The 18,336-nt window shown below is 37.8% G+C and carries 16 protein-coding genes; 14 read left to right on the top strand and 2 right to left on the bottom strand.

The window, feature by feature from the left end; genetic code table 11:
• The first annotated feature begins 85 nt into the window (after positions 1 to 85).
• The 6 genes from rnc (at position 86) to rpsP (ending at position 7,728) form a co-directional block, all read left to right on the top strand.
• Positions 86 to 784: a ribonuclease III gene (gene rnc, locus ACQ4QH_RS06500; RefSeq protein ID WP_439818220.1), complete on the top strand. Its 699-nt coding sequence runs from the start codon at positions 86 to 88 to the stop codon at positions 782 to 784.
• Between the two features lie 9 nt (positions 785 to 793).
• A complete protein-coding gene (gene smc, locus ACQ4QH_RS06495; RefSeq protein WP_439818219.1) occupies positions 794 to 4,348 on the top strand; it encodes a chromosome segregation protein SMC in 3,555 nt (1,184 codons plus the stop codon).
• A gap of 16 nt (positions 4,349 to 4,364) precedes the next feature.
• Positions 4,365 to 5,561: a signal recognition particle-docking protein FtsY gene (gene ftsY, locus ACQ4QH_RS06490; RefSeq protein ID WP_439818218.1), complete on the top strand. Its 1,197-nt coding sequence runs from the start codon at positions 4,365 to 4,367 to the stop codon at positions 5,559 to 5,561.
• Positions 5,561 to 5,902: a putative DNA-binding protein gene (locus tag ACQ4QH_RS06485; protein ID WP_439818217.1), complete on the top strand. Its 342-nt coding sequence runs from the start codon at positions 5,561 to 5,563 to the stop codon at positions 5,900 to 5,902. The genes ftsY and ACQ4QH_RS06485 overlap by 1 nt, the downstream gene beginning before the upstream one ends.
• 4 nt (positions 5,903 to 5,906) lie before the next feature.
• Positions 5,907 to 7,364 carry a signal recognition particle protein gene (gene ffh, locus ACQ4QH_RS06480; protein WP_439818216.1) on the top strand — a complete coding sequence of 486 codons (1,458 nt, stop codon included), beginning with the start codon at positions 5,907 to 5,909 and terminating at the stop codon, positions 7,362 to 7,364.
• Positions 7,365 to 7,455: 91 nt separating this feature from the next.
• Complete coding sequence (gene rpsP / locus ACQ4QH_RS06475) at positions 7,456 to 7,728, top strand: 30S ribosomal protein S16 (RefSeq protein WP_002828499.1); 273 nt, start codon at positions 7,456 to 7,458, stop codon at positions 7,726 to 7,728.
• A gap of 184 nt (positions 7,729 to 7,912) precedes the next feature.
• Here rpsP and ACQ4QH_RS06470 read toward each other — a convergent pair whose 3' ends face one another.
• Both ACQ4QH_RS06470 and ACQ4QH_RS06465 read right to left on the bottom strand, forming a co-directional pair.
• Entirely contained in the window at positions 7,913 to 9,247 is a 1,335-nt protein-coding gene (locus ACQ4QH_RS06470) for an ISL3 family transposase (protein ID WP_439818095.1), read from the bottom strand.
• A gap of 187 nt (positions 9,248 to 9,434) precedes the next feature.
• Complete coding sequence (locus tag ACQ4QH_RS06465; protein WP_439818215.1) at positions 9,435 to 10,103, bottom strand: histidine phosphatase family protein; 669 nt, start codon at positions 10,101 to 10,103, stop codon at positions 9,435 to 9,437.
• Between the two features lie 126 nt (positions 10,104 to 10,229).
• On the opposite strand from ACQ4QH_RS06465, the gene rimM reads away from it, so the two are divergent.
• The 8 genes from rimM to ACQ4QH_RS06425 all read left to right on the top strand — a co-directional run bounded on the left by rimM (position 10,230) and on the right by ACQ4QH_RS06425 (position 18,281).
• Positions 10,230 to 10,736 (top strand): ribosome maturation factor RimM, encoded by a 507-nt coding sequence (gene rimM / locus ACQ4QH_RS06460; RefSeq protein ID WP_439818214.1) that lies wholly within the window; start codon positions 10,230 to 10,232, stop codon positions 10,734 to 10,736.
• Positions 10,737 to 10,738: 2 nt separating this feature from the next.
• On the top strand, positions 10,739 to 11,476 hold the full coding sequence (gene trmD, locus ACQ4QH_RS06455; RefSeq protein ID WP_439818213.1) for a tRNA (guanosine(37)-N1)-methyltransferase TrmD: 738 nt from the start codon (positions 10,739 to 10,741) through the stop codon (positions 11,474 to 11,476).
• 121 nt (positions 11,477 to 11,597) lie between these two features.
• A complete protein-coding gene (gene rplS / locus ACQ4QH_RS06450; RefSeq protein WP_002828495.1) occupies positions 11,598 to 11,954 on the top strand; it encodes a 50S ribosomal protein L19 in 357 nt (118 codons plus the stop codon).
• Between the two features lie 80 nt (positions 11,955 to 12,034).
• The gene (locus tag ACQ4QH_RS06445; RefSeq protein WP_439818212.1) at positions 12,035 to 13,324 is read left to right on the top strand and encodes a dicarboxylate/amino acid:cation symporter; all 1,290 of its coding nucleotides are present in this window, start codon (positions 12,035 to 12,037) and stop codon (positions 13,322 to 13,324) included.
• Between the two features lie 258 nt (positions 13,325 to 13,582).
• Complete coding sequence (locus ACQ4QH_RS06440; RefSeq protein ID WP_439818211.1) at positions 13,583 to 14,542, top strand: YitT family protein; 960 nt, start codon at positions 13,583 to 13,585, stop codon at positions 14,540 to 14,542.
• Between the two features lie 24 nt (positions 14,543 to 14,566).
• The gene (locus ACQ4QH_RS06435; RefSeq protein WP_002828492.1) at positions 14,567 to 14,752 is read left to right on the top strand and encodes a 2-hydroxymuconate tautomerase; all 186 of its coding nucleotides are present in this window, start codon (positions 14,567 to 14,569) and stop codon (positions 14,750 to 14,752) included.
• A gap of 111 nt (positions 14,753 to 14,863) precedes the next feature.
• On the top strand, positions 14,864 to 16,369 hold the full coding sequence (gene glpK, locus ACQ4QH_RS06430; protein ID WP_439818210.1) for a glycerol kinase GlpK: 1,506 nt from the start codon (positions 14,864 to 14,866) through the stop codon (positions 16,367 to 16,369).
• 484 nt (positions 16,370 to 16,853) lie between these two features.
• Positions 16,854 to 18,281 (top strand): NlpC/P60 family protein, encoded by a 1,428-nt coding sequence (locus ACQ4QH_RS06425; RefSeq protein WP_439818209.1) that lies wholly within the window; start codon positions 16,854 to 16,856, stop codon positions 18,279 to 18,281.
• Positions 18,282 to 18,336: the final 55 nt, after the last annotated feature.

The following is an 18,336-nucleotide window of genomic DNA, read 5'->3' as shown; positions in this document are numbered from 1 at the left end:
TTTTTGTCTTTTTTACTAAAAAATAATATAGATAATTAATGGTCTGGTATAATAGAAAGGTGTATATACAAAAGAAGGTAGGACTATGTTTAAACAATTACAAGCAGATTTAGCAACAGAGCATCACATTCATTTTAATGATTTAAAGCTGTTGGAAGAAGCGCTAACACAGGCAAACTATATCAATGAACACCCAGGGTATACTGGTGGTGATTATCAACGACTCGAATTTTTAGGAGATGCTGTTATGCAACAATCAACAGCGGTCTACTTATTTAAACGTTTTCCAAACTGGGATGAAGGTCGATTGACAGAGTTGAGAATTTCAATGGTCCAAACAAGGGCGTTCGCAGCTTTGTCACGTGAGTTGCATCTAGATCGTTATGTGCAATTAGGTCGTGGAGAGGAACTGTCTGGTGCACGAAATCGAGACTCATTATTGGAAGATCTATGGGAAGCATTCATTGGTGCTTTGTTTTTAGATCAAGGACAAGAAGTTGTCATGAACTTTTTGGAAGAAATGATGTTTGTTAAAATAGATGAAGGATTTTATGATCAATTTGTGGATTATAAATCTAAGCTACAAGAATATTTACAACGACATGGCACGGTTAAAATTGCCTATACGAAACTTGACGAACAAGCGATTTCTAACAATGAACAAGTTTTTACAATACAAGTATCTGTTGATGGAAAACCATTAGCAACTGGTGAAGGTAAGTCTACCAAAGATGCTGAAAAAATGGCTGCACGAAAAGCTTATCAATCTTTAATGAACAACTAGGATTATGAAATGAAATTAAAAACTTTGGAAATAACTGGTTTTAAGTCGTTTGCTGAACGAACCAAAATTGAATTTATGCCAGGTATTACCGGGGTTGTCGGCCCCAACGGCTCAGGAAAATCAAATATTATTGAAGCAATTCGCTGGGTAATGGGAGAGCAGTCTGCCAAAGGGTTACGTGGTGATAAAATGGCAGATGTCATTTTTGGTGGAACTTCAGAAAGATCTCCTTTAAACCGAGCTGAAGTTGCTATTACTTTTGACAATACTGATCATTATTTAAATTCAGATTATTCAGAAATTACAATTACTAGAACGTTATACCGGAATGGTGATTCAAATTATCAAATAAATGGTGTACATGTACGACTTAAAGACATTCATGAATTATTTATGGATTCGGGACTTGGCCGTGAAAGCTTCTCAATTATTTCCCAGGGACGTGTTGAGAGTATTTTTAGCGCAAAACCTGTTGAGCGACGCAGTATTATTGAAGACGTTGCGGGTGTTTATAAATATAAGCAAAACAAAGATAAGGCAGAAAAAGAACTGGGTGACGTCCATGATAATTTAACGCGCATTGCCGATATTTTGTATGAATTACAGGGACGTGTTGAGCCTCTTGCACAAGAATCAGCAAAGGCACAAGATTATTTAACAACGAAAGCATCTTATGATCAATTAGATCAATCAAGAATCGTGCTTGAGCTATTAGATTGGTATCAAGAAAAAGACGAACTGACCAAGAAACTGACAACAGCCCAAACTGAGTATGATAAGCAGCAAGAGGCTGTGAATATTAAGAAAAAAGAGTTACAAAAGTTTAGACAAGAACAGCTATCGTTAACTGAACAACAACAAAAATTACAAGAAGTTTTGGTCGAAAGTATTAAACAAGTTGAAAAGTTAACTGGTGAACAAAATTTGCAGTCCGAACGGCGCAAGAATCGTACTGAGACAACAACAGATTTAAGTAGTCGATTAAAAGTAGCAACCGAGCGTCTGGCATCACTTGAATCAAATTATCAACAATGTTTACAAAAGTTAGCAGATCAGCAGTCTGAATACACTCATTATCAACAAGCAATTGAGCAAGCAAACGAAAATCATCCCCGAACTAAATTAGCAAAAGTTAGTGCTGAAATTGAACAGATTCGTCATGATTTGGTTGCCACCATGCAAGACTTAACGAGCGCTAAAAACAAACAGAATTACTTGGTTCAAGAAAATGAGCGTAGTGATGCTGAATCATTACGATTACAGCAACGAAAAGCCAAAATTGAGCAACGATTGTCAGATGCTAATAATTTAGTTGATAAAAAAAATAAAGATTTACAACAGGCTGAGAAAACGTTAAATACGGTTCAAGAATCATTTGAAGCACTTAAGAAAAAAGGGCAGGCATTGGAGCAACAACGTGATACCGAGCGACAAGCCTGGTTTACGAAGATGGAGCAGGAGCAACGTTTAAGTACAAGACTGCAATCATTACAACACTTGTCAGAAAACTATGATGGCTATTATCAAGGTGTTAAGAATTTAATGAAAGCACAGCAACAGTTTGAAGGTATTCAAGGTGTCATTGCGAATTTAATTTCTGTTGATGATCAACACCGTATTGCAATTGAAACAGCATTAGGCTCAGCATTGCAGCATGTTGTTGTGAAAAATGAGCAAGTTGGAAAGTCAGCCATTCAATATTTGTCAAAGCATCGGTTAGGACGGGTTACTTTTTTGCCACAAACTACCCTTAAAGCCCGTCATTTATCAGATTATCAAATGACAATTTTGCAGAAATTAACAGGTTTTGTCGGAATCGCATCGGATTTAGTGACGACAGCGTCTTCTTATCAAAATGTTATTGCAAATTTATTAGGTACGACAGTTATTGTCACGGATATGTCAGCAGCCATTCAAATTGCTAAGGAATTGCAACATCGCGTGCGCTTGGTTACTTTAGATGGTCAAATTATGAATGCTGGCGGTTCAATGACTGGTGGTGCAACACGGCAACATGGTAATGGTTTACTTTCGCAAAAGACAGAGATAGATCAACTGAAGATACAAGAAGCTGAATTACATCAAGCGACGTTAGCATTAGAACAGCAGGTTAAGCAGATTGACCAGCAATTACAAAAGGTTACAGAGGCATTTAATCAACAACAAGCACAGGTATTAAAAGCCAATGAACAATTTCAGACTGACCAGGCTAGCTTACAATTAGCGGAATCAACACTTAAACAGGTAAAAAAAGAGCAAGCTGCGTTACAATATGACTATCAGTTAGTTGCTGATTTGCAAGATAAAAAAACATCAGTTGATAAAAATGAACAGGCCATTACAGATTTGTCTGTACGACAGCAAAACTTACAAAAAACTTTAGATGATTATCTACAGCAACAGTCGACTATTGAGTCAGAAATTGTACAGGCAGATCAGCAAATTAGTGATTTTAAATCAGCTTTTGCTAAGGCTGAAGCGGTCGTATCCTCATTGGTCACTAGGAAAAATGATCTACTTGAGCAGAAAAGCGCTGAGCAAAGTCAAATTAAGCTGATTGAACAGCAAATTAATGATTTGGCACAGGACGAAAACGACGTTCAAGAGCGTTTGACACAACAACTAGAAGATGTGCGACAACAAAAGGCAACGGCTGAGCAAAGTTTGGCAACTCTAAAATTTGAACTAGAGCAAGTTCAGGAGCAGCATGATACAACAAATAGTGAATTAGGTTTTATTCAAGATACGGTTAGTGAACTGATGACCAGTATTTCACAATACAATGGGCGTCTAGGCGAGCTGCGATCATCAATTAATACTAATGAACAAACGTTAGAAATGACCTATGATACTTCATTTGAATTTGCTAAGTCTGAATTGTTAAATCTCGATATATCAACAATTAGAACAAAATTGAAGTTATTAAAGCAGGGATTAGATGAAATTGGTCATGTCAACCTAAATGCCATTGATGAATATCAGACAGTTAAAGAGCGCTATGACTTCTTAATGCAACAGCAACAAGATCTGATTGCTGCTAAAGATAATTTACAAGAAACCATGTCTGAAATGGATACCGAAGTCATTACGAGATTCCAATCAACATTTGACGCAATTGCGGAGCAGTTCGCTAAAATATTTGTCAAGATGTTTGGTGGGGGACAAGCCTCATTGATTTTGACAGATCCAGACCATCTATTAACGACAGGCATTGACATTAAAGCACAACCACCGGGAAAAAAGTTCCAACAAATGAGCTTGTTATCAGGTGGTGAGAAAGCTTTAACGGCAATTAGTTTATTATTTGCAATTCTTGCAGTTAGGCCAGTACCTTTTGCTATTCTTGATGAAACTGAAGCAGCGTTAGACGAGGCTAATGTGGATCGATTTGCGCATTATTTGCATGAAGTAAACCATCGCACACAATTTATTGTTATCACCCATCGCAAAGGTACCATGACAGAAACCGATGTACTTTATGGAGTGACAATGCAAGAGCCAGGTGTCTCAACCATGGTTTCAGTTAGTTTAACTGACTTGGATGACACTATGGTAGAGAATTAGGGGGATATGAATAATCATGGGATTATTTGATTTTTTTAAAAAAAAGCCAACAAAAACAATTGCGGTTGAAATTCTATACCCAAGTAGTTGGGAGAATGGCATGCCACCAGTCAAAGTTGTGGCTGTTGAAATATTACAACCAACACCAGGTAAAGCAGTTGACATTGAGTTACCCAAAGTCGATACTTTAGAAACAGAAACAGAAACAGAAACAGAAACAGAAACAGAAACAGAAACAGAAACAGAAACAGAAACAGAAACAGAAACAGAAAATGCTAGTGAAAAATTAGATACTGGGTTGAAAAAGACTAAGAAAACGTGGTCTGAACGATGGAATGCCTTTATGGCAAACTTCCGTTCTGTTGATGAAGATTTCTTTGATGATTTAGAAGAAACACTTATTGGAGCTGATGTTGGTGCGCAAACAGCGATGCAATTAACTGATGAATTGCGTGATGAAGTAAAATTACAAAATGCTAAAAGTAAACAAGATGTTTCTAAGGTTATTGTTGATAAGCTTGTTGATTTGTACCGTAGTCAAGGAGTTAATGAAGACGCATCCATGCATTTTGCACCTGAAGGTCCAACTGTGATCTTGTTGGTTGGTGTAAATGGTGTTGGTAAAACCACAACAATTGGGAAATTATCGGCTTACTATAAAAATGCTGGTAAAAAAGTCGTTTTAGCTGCAGCGGATACGTTTAGAGCAGGGGCGACTGAGCAATTGGTTGCTTGGGGTGAACGTAATGATATCCCAGTTGTAACGGGTTCTTCAAAAGCAGATCCGGCATCAGTGGTTTTTGATGGTGTAAAAACAGCCATTGATACGCAAGCAGATATCCTATTTGTTGATACAGCAGGTCGTTTACAAAATAATGTTAATTTAATGCAGGAATTATCAAAGATGAAACGCATTATTACGCGTGAATTACCAAATGAACCACAGGAAGTGTTACTGACACTAGATGCAACAACTGGTCAAAATGCAGTGCAACAAGCAAAACTATTTAAAGATTCGACTGATGTAACAGGTATCGTACTGACAAAGTTAGATGGTACAGCCAAAGGCGGTATTATCTTACCAATTCGAAACGAATTACATTTACCAGTTAAGTGGGTTGGTTTGGGTGAAAAAGTCACGGATATCCAACCTTTTGAAGCAAATGATTTTGCAAAGAGCTTGTTTGGCAGTCTGTTAACGGAGTCAAATTAATGGAATTAGAAAAAAGCATGCGCTTAAATATGCTATTCGATTTCTATCAGCCACTACTTACGATAAAGCAAAATGATTATTTGCAGCTGTATTATGCTGACGATTACTCTTTGGGTGAAATTGCCGATGAATATCAAGTCTCTAGGCAAGCTGTGTATGATAATATTAAGAGAAGTACACAACTGCTAGAGAACTACGAAAAAAAATTACATTTGTACGATGATTACCTGAATAGAGAACAAGCAGCGGATCATTTAAATGCATATATTCAGAAAAAATATCCGGAAGATCAGGCACTGGTTCGTTTAGCATCAAAATTATTGACATTAGAAGAGGAGTAAAGTAATGGCCTTTGAAGGTTTAACAGATCGACTACAGAAAGCCTTGAGTGGCTTACGTCGTAAAGGGAAAGTTACAGACGCAGACTTACGTGAGACCATGCGTGAAATTCGGTTAGCCTTATTGGAAGCCGATGTTAACTTTAAAGTTGTTAAGGACTTTGTACGTAATGTACGCGAAAAAGCATCTGGTGCAAAGGTTTTAGAAGGACTTAATCCAGCGCAACAAATTGTCTCGATTGTTAACGATGAATTGACGGCAATGATGGGTGAGTCAGCCGTGGCACTTAATAAGTCACCCAAAATACCAACAGTTATTATGATGGTTGGGTTACAAGGTGCTGGTAAAACGACAACAGCAGGAAAGTTAGCCCTAAAGTTAAAAAATGAACAGCATGCACGTCCATTAATGATTGCGGCCGACGTTTACCGTCCTGCCGCGATTGAACAATTAAAGACTTTGGGTGAACAAATTGACGTACCTGTATTTGATATGGGGACTGATGTTAATCCACGTGAGATTGTAAAAGCCGGAATGGAGAAGGCAGCTGAATTAAAGTCAGATTATGTCTTCATTGATGCGGCAGGTCGTTTACAGATTGACGAAGAACTGATGCAAGAGTTAGCGGATGTCAAAGACATTGCACATCCAGATGAAATTATGCTGGTTGTTGATGCGATGACCGGTCAAAATGCCGTGGAAACTGCTGAAGGATTTAATGATCGTCTGAACATTACTGGTGTTGTTTTGACGAAGTTAGATGGAGACACCCGTGGTGGAGCAGCGTTATCAATTCGTGCTGTGACTGGAAAGCCAATTAAGTTTGTCGGTCAAGGTGAAAAGATGACGGATTTGGATATATTCTATCCAGATCGTATGGCTAGTCGTATTCTTGGTATGGGTGATTTGCTGACTTTGATTGAAAAAGCCCAAAAAGATTATGATGAAAAGCAAGCAAATGAAACAATGGAGAAAATGAAATCAAATACTTTTGATTTCAATGACTTCATTGACCAGATGGATCAATTACAAAACATGGGTCCGCTTGAAGACATTATGAAAATGATTCCAGGGATGGCAAACAATCCAGCTTTAAAGAATGCAAAAATTGATCCAAAAGATATGGCACATATCCGCGCTATTGTGATGTCAATGACACCCGAAGAGCGAGAAAATCCGGATGTTTTGAATCCATCACGAAAGCGTCGTTTAGCTGCAGGAGCAGGTCGCCCGGTTGTTGAGGTTAATCGAATGGTTAAGCAATTTAATCAAATGAAAAAGATGATGAGCGGTGTGATGAACGGTAACATGGCCGGTATGGAACAAATGATGAATGCAATGGGTGGCGGCGGAAATGGTGCTGGCTTCCCAGGAGCTGGTGGTGGTATGAAAGGCAAGATGGCTAATATCGCTATGAAGCAAATGGCTCGAAAAATTCGTAAAAACAAGAAAAAGCGTCGTTAATTATAAAGTGTAAAGGGAAAACACTTTACAGCACTTGTTAAGTCTGTTATAGTTGTAAATGTAGAAAACAATTGGAGGAATTAATTAAAATATGGCAGTTAAAATTCGCTTGAAGCGCATGGGTTCAAAGAAGCACCCTGTATACCGTATCGTTGTTGCTGACTCACGTTCACCACGTGATGGTCGTTTTATTGAAACTGTGGGAACTTACAACCCACTTGTACAACCATCAGAGGTTAAATTAGACGAAGAACTAGTTTTGTCATGGTTGAACAATGGTGCACAACCATCAGACACTGTTAAAAACTTGTTGTCAAACGCTGGTATTATGGAAAAGTACCATAATGCTAAGTACTCAAAGTAATTTGAGACTTGATATATGGACATTTATGAGGGCTTTGGTTACTTTTGGTCACCCAAGCAATTATTCATTGTCTAGAATATTTAAAGTAATATAGAAAAAAGGGGCTCTATGTCAAATAGCGTGAAAAATCGTAAAATCGATCTAAAGAGTTTGTGAAATATAGCTTGTGAATCTGATGATTTTGTCAGACTCGCAAGCTTTTTTTAGTTAGTAGGTTCATAAAACTAGCGTTTATATGTTTGCGATTGAATAGTTGTAGACGTATTCTGAAAAAATAATTCAATGAATTACCATAGCCATATGCCGTACGGCCAATTTGTTTAATGCGACGATTAATGCCTTCAATACGTCCGTTAGAAGGTGTTTGTAAAAAGGCATTTCTGATACTTTTTAGATTTTTCTTGTAGGTTAAAATCACCTGGTCCATTGCTGAGTGATTGGGCTTGTATTGCGATAAAATTACTGAAAATTCATCAAACGAACGAGATCGTTGCGCACGTAAGACGGCTTGGTATATTTTATAATCTTGTTTGAATTTTGGTGATAGACCAAAGATAAGTTGTAGAGCATCTTGTGGATATAGGTACTCATTAATTCCTTTGAACCATCGTGGTTGCGTTGTGTCTATCTTTGACTGGTCTGTAATAAAGAATTGCCAGTTAGATTTTAGTAGTTTATATACACGACTACGCTTATTATTAATTGTTCGTTGTAGTGTGATACGTGTGGATTGTACAGCCTTCATGGCTAATTGAATGATATGAAAACGATCAATGATAATTTGAGCGTTAGGAAACATCACCCGTAAGGGTGCGCTATAATTAGCGTTCATATCAGTAACGACGTATTGTACACGTTGACGATTAGATAGGTCGTAGTTAGATAAATACCTACGAATATCTATACTGGTACGGGTTGGAAAAATCTCAATTAAATCACTCGTCGTGCCATTTATCATTTCAAAACCGTAATGATGCTTTGCATAGAGTACTTCATCAACACAAATAACCGTAGGTAATGATTTTGTATAATTCGTACGATATGCTTTAGCGGCATGATGCAGTAGTCGATTAACTTTGCTGTGTGATATATGCAAAATGTAAGCAATATCTTTTTCGGAAATATCACGTTTTGCTAAATCAATAATTTGATGTAACAATGGCCGTGAGATAGTTGAATTGGACATAAAATCTTTTGATTGTGCTATAAATGTGTTTTTACAACGTAGACATTGATAACGTTGCTTGGTTAACAATAAAATTTGTTGATAACCGTTTGCTGTGGGTAATTTGTATGATGCAGTATCGGTACCAGCCAGATAAAAATGTCCCGACAATAAGAAACCACATTGCGGACAATGCTCTGGAACTGTCGTTAACGTTGCGCGATAGCGTAAGATTTGGTGTTGATCATGACCTATGGTCATTAATTCATTAAAATCACCGTTATCAGAAATTAAAAATTTAATGTTTTTGTCTGTTAAACCAACTGAATTTAGGATAGAATCATTAATGGACATCAATAAATACCTCGTATCTGTTTTTTTCGTCGATTACATTTTACGCCGGTATATTATTGGTGTCTTTTTATATTTGTGAAAAAGGCGAAATAAAAAGCGTGAAATTTTTAGTTTCACGCTAGAAAGTATAGAGCCAAAAAAGGAATCCATTTAATGGATTCCTTTTTTTATAAAATTTTTCAACACACTACCAAGTTGTTTTTAAGTCATTAAACAGCTGCAGCTCTAGTTGATCATCGTCGAGATGCCAAATGCTCACTGCACCATTGTCAGGTTCTGCTTGATCACCAGCAAGTTGTGCAAAATGTTGACCTAATGTACTAAGTAATCTACCGTGTGAGATTAAAAGAACGTTATCGTTATCATTATTTTCCGTACTAATTTTCCTAAAGCCGGTCATTAGTCGCTGCCAAAAAATATCTGCTGTCTCAGCATCCCCAGTTGGGTCAGCTTCATGAATGGCATTGATGATTTCAAAAGGGCCTAATTTACTGGTTAAATTAGCAAAAGTAGTGGTTTCGGGCAATGAGCGTTTTTTGGCAATTGCTTGAGCAGCGATGGTGTTAGGGATGCCGTCAAAATAGCCAAAGAATTGTTCTCTGAGTTCAGGTAATGGTTGTAATAATCCTGAATCAGTGTGTTTATTTTGATTTAACACAATTTCGGCAGTAGTTGTGGCTCGCTCTAAATCAGAAGAGTAGGCGCTGTTGAATCTGATATTTTGTAGACGCATACCAGCAGATTTGCCATCCTGAATTCCTTTTTTTGTTAGTGGTGCATTAGTCCATCCTTGTATACGTTTGTACTTATTAATATACGTTTCACCATGTCTGACAATATAAAGATTAATACTCATTGATTGGCCTCCTTGTGCTGTAATTATTAGTTAAAGTTTATCAGATAATTCCGGATATTGCCTATTCAGTTAGCTTTATTTTACTGGTATACTACAATTAATAGAACTATTGAAAAGGAAGAAGACATGGCACTTTATAAAGTCGGTAAAATTGTCAATACACATGGTATTAGTGGTGAAGTACGTATTGTACCAACAACAGATTTTCCTGCAGAACGTTTTAAAAAGAACAAAAACTTGATTATTCAAACACCAGAAGGTAATTTAACGGTTCAAATTGCTACCGCACGTCAACATAAACAATTTATGTTAGTTAGTTTTGTCGGTATGGGGAATATTAATGATGTTGAGCAATATAAGGACTGCGAAGTTTTTGTTGCTGATGAGTTACAACAGGCATTGTCTGATGATGAGTTTTATTATCATGAAATTATTGGTCTCAATGTTATTGATAATGCAACCAATGAAATCCTTGGTAAGGTTAGTGAAATTATGCCGATGCCCGCAAATGATGTTTGGGTTGTTTATGCAAAGGGTAAAGAAGATCTACTTCTGCCGTTCATTGAAGATGTTGTGACGGCAATTGATTTAGATACTGGTACTGCCAAAGTAAATTTGTTAGAGGAAATTTAAACATGCGAATTGATGTATTAAGCCTTTTTCCAAACATGTTTGCGCCAATGCGAGAATCTATTATTGGTAAAACAGTCGAACGTGGTTTGGTTGATTTTAATGTGACCGATTTTAGAAATTATACAGACAACAAGCATCATAAAGTTGATGATGAAATCTATGGTGGTGGGCAAGGAATGCTTTTAATGCCCCAACCACTATTTGATGCAATGGATGCAGTGGAAAAAGAAGCAGGTAGTCGTGGTCGAGTCATTTTAATGGATCCTGCGGGTAAGACGTTTAATCAAAGCATTGCTGAAGAATTAGCCAAAGAAGATCATTTGACGATTATAGCAGGGCACTATGAAGGATATGATGAACGTATACGAACTCTGGTCGATGATGAAATTTCTCTGGGAGATTTTGTCCTAACTGGTGGTGAATTAGGTGCAATGACTGTTATTGATGCGACAGTACGACTATTAGATGAAGCACTGGGCGATGAACGCTCTGCGGTCGATGAGTCGTTTTCAACTGGACTCCTTGAATATCCGCAATATACGCGGCCAGCCGATTTTAGGGGATTAAAGGTACCAGACGTTCTGTTATCTGGCCATCATGCAAATATCGCTAAGTGGAAACATAAAGAAGCCCTACGTAGAACATATCAACGGCGACCAGATTTATTAGCGGACTATGTATTAACAGCTGAGGATCAAAAACTGTTAAAAGAAATCAAACAAGAAGAGCAAACTAATTAGTAGCTGCTTGTTAAGTATCTAAAAATATGTTATTATTCTATTCAGTGCTTATTAGCACAAAATAAAACCCGATAATCCGCTGGCCGAGTGGTGTAATGATTGTCGAAGAGGAGATTTGATTATGCGTCAAAACGCTTTACTAGAGAAGTTGGTTGCTGACCAATTACGTACAGACATTCCAGAGTTCCGTGCCGGAGATTCAGTTCGTGTTCACGCACGTATTGTCGAAGGTTCACGCGAACGTATCCAAATTTTTGAGGGTGTTGTTATTAAGCGCAAGGGTACTGGTATCCAAGCTACTTATACTGTTCGTAAGATTTCAAGTGGTGTTGGTGTGGAGCGTACGTTCCCATTGCACTCACCACGTGTTGATAAAATTGAAGTAGTTCGTCATGGACGCGTACGTCGTGCTAAGTTGTACTACTTGCGTGCATTGCACGGAAAGGCTGCTCGTATTTCAGAAGCACGCCGCGGCTAATAAGGGTAAACTATTAGTAAAAAAGCCAACCTGCATGGGTTGGCTTTTTTTGCAGATATATTTTTAGGGGGATTGAGTCTGTGAGTGTTGGTAGAAAAACAAAAAAAGAAAAACGTAATATTGGATTAGGCTGGCGAATTGTCTTTGGGCTAATAATTGGTATTGTCCTGGGAGTCTTATTCTTCAAGAATAAGATGGCTATTACAGCGATGCAAAATATCGGTACAATGTTTATTGGTCTTATTCAAATGATTGTTTTACCGATTGTGGTATCTAGCCTAACGGTAGGTATTGCAAAAATGGGTGATATACGTAAGTTAGGTCGCGTGGGACTAAAGACCTTAATTTATTTTGAAATATTATCGACAATTGCAATCGTATTAGGGATGATTGCTGGCAATGTTTTTGAACCAGGAGCTCATGTGAATGTGCATAATCTGCAAGCAACTAATATTAGTAGCTATTTGTCCACAGCAAAATCAGCCAGTTCTGGTGGTATTTGGTCAACGGTGATGGATGTCGTACCAACCAATTTTTTTGCATCATTAGCAGATAGTAAGATGCTTCAAGTTATCGTATTTTCAGTATTCTTTGGGTTAGGAACTGCTGCAATTGGTCAAAAAGGACAAATCATTATTGATGTCCTGGATGCAGTTGCTGAAGTGATGTTTAAAGTGACAAATTGGGTGATGCAATTGGCGCCAATCGGTGTTGGTGCGCTTATTGGTGCTACGGTTGCTCAGATGGGACTAAACTCATTAAAGTCATTAGGATATTTCATATTTGTAGCCTACCTTACAATGATAATTTTCATGATTGTCGTTCTAGGAGGGGTATTAAAAATCTACAACGTTAATATATTAAACTTATTTAAGGTGTTACGCGATGAGATTATCCTAGCTTTTACAACTGCCTCTTCAGAAGCAACGCTGCCGCGAATTGTGTCTAAAATGGAGAAGTTTGGTGTTAGCCAAGGAATTGTTTCTTTTGTTGTACCAACTGGGTATTCATTTAATTTAGATGGTTCTGCAATATATCAGGCCATTGGGGCGTTGTTTATGGCCCAAGCGTATAATATTCATTTATCGCTAATACAGCAATTGACTTTATTAGTCGTATTAATGATTACTTCAAAGGGAATGGCTGGTGTACCAGGTGCATCGTTTGTTGTTCTTTTGGCCACAGTTTCTTCAATTGGTGTGCCTGCACAAGGGTTAGCATTTATTGCAGGTGTTGATCGATTGATTGATATGGGACGTACTGTCGTTAATGTCGTTGGTAACTCAACAGCTTCAATTGTCATTTCAAAATCTGAAAAAGACTTTGACGAAAAGAAAAATGTAACATATTTAGCAAAATTAAACGATTAAGCTATAAAGCAACGTTTAGAGAGTATTACAATCAGCTTTAGTCCTTTGGGTTAAGATCAGGATCATCAAGCTACCGCTTTGAAGTCGGTAACTTGATGATCTTTTCAGTATTAATAGGGACCTATGTCGGCCCTGCTTATTAGCTGTTAATTTGTATAGCTTAAAAAAACGCGATAAATCACTGTTCTATATGGAATAATACCTTTTTTTATGTGATAATAGAAAAATGATTTTGGTTTAAGATAGGAGGCAGTTGTTGTGATAACGGCACGTGTACGAGAGTATGGCATGAAGGCGATTGTATTTATTTTAGCAGCCGTTTTAGTGGCCATCTCAATGAATAGTTTTTTCATTCCCAACAACATCTTTTCAGGTGGATTCAATGGTGTGGCTCAACTAATAAGCTTATTTTTTGATTCAGTATTTGGTATACATATTGAAGTTGGTGCAATTATTATGGCAACAAATATTCCATTAGCTATTGCAGGCTGGATATATGCCGGACGAGAGTTTACAATTTTATCTTTTTTGAATAACTTTACCGCTTCGTTTATGCAAATTGTATTGCCGAAGACTTCCCTTGTAACTCAAGAACCCATTTTGGCTGGTTTGTTTGGTGGTTTATTATTGGGTGTTTCGATTGGATTAACCTTTAAGATGGGCTTTTCAACAGGGGGGATGGACATTGTTGCTATGATTGTCCAAAAGACGACGGGAAAATCAATTGGATCAATTAACATGTTTATCAATGGGTTTATTGTCGTTGTTGCTGGTGCATTTATTGGGTGGCAAAACGCGATGTATACAATTATTGGTATCTATGCAACATCTGTTTCTGTTGATGCTATTCATACACGTCATCAAAAGTTAACAGCGTTTATTGTTACGAGTCATCCAGATGAGGTTATTAAGGCATTACAAGAGGCTTTGATTCGAGGCATTACAGTTATGCCTTCACGCGGTGCCTATACCCAAGAGCCCAATACAACATTAATGATGGTATTATCTCGTTATGAATTAACAGAAATGCAAAATTTGGTTAAATCTGTGGATGTTAATGCATTTATTAATATTGTCAGCACAGTTGAAGTGTCTAATAATTTTTGGAATGAGGATCTACAATCTCAGATTAGACATGAACGAACAGTTGCTAAAGCGCAAATTACAGATGCGTTGAATATCGGTGAAGAAGCTGATAAAATTAACCTAGACAAATAAGAAAGTTAATGAGGAACATATATAATGCCATTAGTTCATATTGATTTGGTTGCAGGACGTAGTGATGAACAGTTAAAAGCAATGATGACTGATGTCACCACCGCTATTGAAAAACACATTGGAGTGCCACGTGAAAATGTTAAAGTGGTTGTAAATGAAATGCAACCTAATCGCTTTATGGACGGTGGCGTTTTGCGTTCTGAGAAATAATTTCGTACAATGGAGGGTGAAGCATATTAGGTGTTTCATCTTTTTTTTGTTTTGAGGGGCATAATCAGTGATTGGTTATTGAAAAAATAAGAGTAGGAGCTATGGAGATAGATGGCTGAGCAATATATACTAGCGCTCGATCAAGGTACAACTAGTACCCGAGCAATGTTGTTTGATAAAGATGGGCAAGTTGTTGCCACGGCGCAAAAAGAACTACCTCAGATTTTTAAAAATCCGGGGTGGGTTGAGCATGATGCAAATGGTATTTGGGAAGATGCGCGCCAAGTAATGGCCGAGGTTGTTATTAAGGCCAATATACCACCTTACAAAATAGCAGGAATTGGATTAACAAATCAGCGAGAGACAACCGTTATTTGGGATCGGTTGACGGGTGAACCAATTGCGCCAGCGGTTGTTTGGCAATCAAAGCAAAGTGTTCAAATTGCTGAAGGGTTAAAGTCTGAAGGGTTGACAGACTATATTTATCAAAAGACTGGCTTATGGGTCGATGCGTATTTTTCGGCGACAAAAATTATGTGGTTATTAGATAATGTGCCTGGTGCGCGTGAACGTGCTGAAAAAGGTGATTTATTGTTTGGTACAATAGATAGTTGGCTATTATATAAATTAACCAATGGTCAGGTTCATGCAACTGATTATTCGAATGCATCACGAACAATGATGTTTAATATTCATTCAAAGGAATGGGATAAAGAATTACTTGAAAAATTCCGTATACCACACACTATGTTGCCTGAAGTTCGCGATTCTTCGGGTATATTTGGATATACAGCTGAGTATGCTTTCTTTGGTATTCAAGTACCAATTGCGGGAATTGCAGGAGATCAACAGGCTGCATTAATTGGCCATCAAGCGTTTAAGCAGGGTGACGTTAAGAATACATATGGTACAGGATCATTTATTGTCATGAATACAGGGCAAGACATTGCAACTTCAACTAATGGGTTGTTGTCAACAATTGCTTACAGTATTGATGGTCAAGTGACTTATGCCCTTGAAGGTTCTGTGTTTATTGCTGGAGCAGCAATTCAGTGGTTGCGAGACGGATTGCAACTAATTAAAAATGCAAAAGAGACCTCAGATTTAGCCGAAATTGCTCGTGAACAACATATTGATCCAATTTATTTGGTACCTGCTTTTACAGGTTTAGGTGCACCGTACTGGGATCAAAATGCCAGAGGTGCTATGTTTGGTTTGACCCGTGCAACGACTAAAGAAGACCTTGTGCGAGCAACTTTGGAATCAATTGCCTATCAAACGCGTGATGTTTTAGATGCAATGCAAGATGATACAAATATTGCAGTAGCTAATTTAGTAATTGATGGTGGTGCTGCAGCAAATGATTACTTACATCAGTTTCAGGCAGATTTGATCAACACAATGGTTAAGCGACCTCAGCAATTAGAAACAACTGCTCTCGGTGCAGCATATCTAGCAGGACTAGGCGTAGGTTTTTGGGAAGATATGACTGGCTTGCCAAAGACTAACCATTTGGAATTAAAAGAACCAATTGCAGAACGGCAAGAACAAGTTCAACTTGCATATAAGGGATGGCAACGTGCGGTTCAAGCAACACGGCTTTTTCCAACGAATTAGTATTATTTAGGTTAAAGCGACTGAGAGCGAGACAAAAGTCGTTTTGAAGTTGGTGTGTAACGTGATTTGCGCTATTTTTGGCCGTGGTAAAGTGACGGGCGGGAATGGCGTTACATTGAGACTTTAGACTTTTGGAACCCGTTTATCCTATAACAATTACAGGCTTATAATTCGTACAATTTTAGCGATAAGAGGTTGGCACATTTTCTTTTGTCCCAACTTAAGTCTCTTTGGAACACGCTTAAGAAGGTCATCAATCCACTGATTGTTAGGTGGATTGATGACTTTTAGTTTGTAACTGATTAGTTAAGTCTTAGGTACTTGGTTCTTTTTTATGGTTATTTATAAAAAAGAACATACGTTCCCCTAAAAATTTAAGGAAAATTAAGGTATGATATAAATGTTAAATGAAGTTTAAATATATGCTGGTGTTTGTGTATTTAAATTTGGCTTTAACAATTAGAATTTGAGAGGAGTTGTGCCTATGGTAGAGGTTTCAACGAAGGTGATTGCAACTGGAATTGTTGGTGCGCTAGGTGTTGTGGCAACCACACAAGTGCCAGTTGTACAAGCTGCGGTCAGGGGTGCTGTCAACTTATCCCCTGATTCGGAACATGTTTCCCAATTTAAAAATGTGACAAATTTTATTCAAGAAGTGGCAACTGGGCAAAGTCATGGTCAAATTACAACAAAGTCAGATGTTCTTCGTGAAAAAGGAACAAAAAATCCAGCGATAGTGACCTTTAAAGGTGCATCAAAGCACACTGATAATAGAACAACACATGACATTGATTATGTTGCGTCTGAAGCAATGACAGATGCTTTAATTACTTCTAATCAAGAAGACCAAACAACAGCATATTATGATGACTCATCAACAGATACAACAGAAACTGAAGTTTCGACGACACCAGCTGAAGATGCCGTGGTTTCTGAGGCAAACAGTGATAGCACACAGTCTGAGACAAATAGTATTTATACGATTCAAGATGGTGACACATTAGGTCAAGTAGCTGCGGCTAATGGTATTTCTATTGCTGATTTACAGGCTGCTAATCCAGGTGCTGATACTAATATGTTACAAATCGGACAATCACTTAACATACCAGTTTCTGGAGTAAATGATGCTTCTGAAGCGGCTACTTATGCTACGCAATCTGATACGACATCTGATACGACGACTTATGCAGCTGCTTCAACTGATAGTACACAGTCAACATATGCTGAACCTGTGCAACAATCTGTGAGTGATTTTACAGCTGACACAACACCGGCAACATTTAACTCAAACATGAATGTGGGCGTACAATCACTTGAAAGTGAGTCAACACAAAACCAGCAAGATAGCAATGCAACCACAACGACAAACACTGAATTGCATGCACTTACTAATGGTGATGTTGTTCTTGATGCGTTACCTGCTAAGCAAACTAATGAATCTCAGGATGCCAACGATTCTACGTTATCAAATACACAGGCTTTGAGTACCCAAATTACCGATAGTAGTACGTTAACGCAAACGCAAAGAAATGATATCGTTTCTGCAGCATTAAAATATGCTTCACAAAATATTCCGTATGTTTGGGGTGGTAAGACATCTGCTGGACTGGATTGTTCTGGATTAGTAGCTAAAGCATACCGAGCTGCTGGTATTTCGATACCTGCTTATACAGTTGCTGAAGAAGCTTATGTTGCAACGCAAGATGTACAAAACAATTCAGATATTTTGGCCAAAGCCCAACCTGGTGATTTATTATTCTGGGGTGGTCATGGAGCAACCTGGCAAGTTGCAATTTATACTGGTAATGGACAATATGTAATTGCTTCTGAACCAGGACAACAGGTACAAGTTGCTAATTTAGCAGATACAGATCTTCTACCTGACTTTATTGGGGCTTACAATTTTCACTAATATTGATAAATTTATACTTCAATTTGAGAAAAAGGACCTCAGAAATTTCTGAGGT

The organism is Weissella paramesenteroides (assembly GCF_051903945.1).
GTDB lineage: Bacteria > Bacillota > Bacilli > Lactobacillales > Lactobacillaceae > Weissella > Weissella paramesenteroides_A.
This window is presented reverse-complemented; position numbering and strand designations above follow the sequence as displayed.

Coding starts and splice junctions, on each gene's coding strand:
- rnc (WP_439818220.1), top strand. CDS start 86: ATGTTTAAACAATTACAAGCAGATTTAGCAACAGAGCATCACATTCAT.
- smc (WP_439818219.1), top strand. CDS start 794: ATGAAATTAAAAACTTTGGAAATAACTGGTTTTAAGTCGTTTGCTGAA.
- ftsY (WP_439818218.1), top strand. CDS start 4,365: ATGGGATTATTTGATTTTTTTAAAAAAAAGCCAACAAAAACAATTGCG.
- ACQ4QH_RS06485 (WP_439818217.1), top strand. CDS start 5,561: ATGGAATTAGAAAAAAGCATGCGCTTAAATATGCTATTCGATTTCTAT.
- ffh (WP_439818216.1), top strand. CDS start 5,907: ATGGCCTTTGAAGGTTTAACAGATCGACTACAGAAAGCCTTGAGTGGC.
- rpsP (WP_002828499.1), top strand. CDS start 7,456: ATGGCAGTTAAAATTCGCTTGAAGCGCATGGGTTCAAAGAAGCACCCT.
- ACQ4QH_RS06470 (WP_439818095.1), bottom strand. CDS start 9,247: ATGTCCATTAATGATTCTATCCTAAATTCAGTTGGTTTAACAGACAAA.
- ACQ4QH_RS06465 (WP_439818215.1), bottom strand. CDS start 10,103: ATGAGTATTAATCTTTATATTGTCAGACATGGTGAAACGTATATTAAT.
- rimM (WP_439818214.1), top strand. CDS start 10,230: ATGGCACTTTATAAAGTCGGTAAAATTGTCAATACACATGGTATTAGT.
- trmD (WP_439818213.1), top strand. CDS start 10,739: ATGCGAATTGATGTATTAAGCCTTTTTCCAAACATGTTTGCGCCAATG.
- rplS (WP_002828495.1), top strand. CDS start 11,598: ATGCGTCAAAACGCTTTACTAGAGAAGTTGGTTGCTGACCAATTACGT.
- ACQ4QH_RS06435 (WP_002828492.1), top strand. CDS start 14,567: ATGCCATTAGTTCATATTGATTTGGTTGCAGGACGTAGTGATGAACAG.
- glpK (WP_439818210.1), top strand. CDS start 14,864: ATGGCTGAGCAATATATACTAGCGCTCGATCAAGGTACAACTAGTACC.
- ACQ4QH_RS06425 (WP_439818209.1), top strand. CDS start 16,854: ATGGTAGAGGTTTCAACGAAGGTGATTGCAACTGGAATTGTTGGTGCG.